At 70.8% G+C, this 1,118-nt stretch carries 1 protein-coding gene; it reads left to right on the forward strand.

The features are described from left to right. Positions 1 to 169 precede the first annotated feature (169 nt). The gene (locus tag ABTZ89_RS38830; RefSeq protein WP_351054501.1) at positions 170 to 958 is read left to right on the forward strand and encodes a PhzF family phenazine biosynthesis protein; all 789 of its coding nucleotides are present in this window, start codon (positions 170 to 172) and stop codon (positions 956 to 958) included. Positions 959 to 1,118 lie beyond the last annotated feature (160 nt).

The following is a 1,118-nucleotide window of genomic DNA, read 5'->3' on the forward strand; positions in this document are numbered from 1 at the left end:
CTCCCCCCCCGACGAGCACGTGACACGCATCACCCACCTTGTCCTCGAGACCCCCCGCACCCCCCCCCCCCAACGCGGGTACCGCAAATTCAATGGAATTTGGACGTCCGATTTCCATTGAATTTGCGGGGACCGGAGCCCGGTGGTGGGAGCGACGTAGGGTTTCCGGGTGCGTGCTTTCGTCGTCGATGCCTTCACCGACACCGCCTTCACCGGGAATCCCGCCGGGGTCGTGCTGCTGGACTCCCCCGCCGAGGAGTCGTGGATGCAGTCGGTGGCCGCCGAGCTCCGGCACTCCGAGACCGCGTTCGTCGTGGTCGCAGGCCCGGAGGGCGAGCCGAAGCCGCTGCGGTGGTTCACGCCGACCACCGAGGTTCCTCTGTGCGGGCACGGCACCCTCGCCACCGCGCACGTGCTCGGCGGCGATCAGCGGTTCGACACCCGCAGCGGTGTCCTGACCTGCACCGCGCTCGACGACGGCTGGATCGAGATGGACTTCCCCGCCGATCGGGCCGAGCCGGTGGAACCGCCGGAAGCCCTGGCCGCCGGGCTCCCCGGCATCACCGTCGTGGAGACGGCGCAGGCCGCGACCAAGGTGCTCGTGCGCGCCGAGTCGGCCGCCGAGGTCCGCGCGGTGCGACCGGACTTCGCGGCGCTGGCCACCGTCCCGTCCCGCGGCGTGATCGTCACCGCGCCCGGCGACCGGCCCGGGGTCGACTTCGTCAGCCGGGTGTTCTCCCCGCAGGTCGGCATCCAGGAAGACCCGGTGACCGGTTCCGCCCACTGCACCCTCGCGACCTGGTGGGCCGCCAAGCTCCACCGCGACCCGCGGAGCGCGGACTTCGTCGGCGAGCAGGCCTCCGCCCGCGGTGGCATCGTCCGCATGGCGCTCCGCGCCGACCGAGTCGGCCTCCGCGGCCGGGCCACCACCGTCCTCAGCGGCGAACTCCACGTCTGACCCGAGCTCCGTCCCACATCGTGGACCACAGTTTCAATTGAAACTGCGGAACCCAGGCACGGCGGATCGCAGTTTCAATTGAAACTGCACGTGGTCCAGCGGCAGATCGCTCCAGGTGCGCCCGTTGCACGGCCTTCGCGCGCTTGTCACCCACCGCGTT

The organism is Saccharopolyspora sp. NPDC002686, assembly GCF_040295745.1.
Classification (GTDB): domain Bacteria; phylum Actinomycetota; class Actinomycetes; order Mycobacteriales; family Pseudonocardiaceae; genus Saccharopolyspora; species Saccharopolyspora oryzae.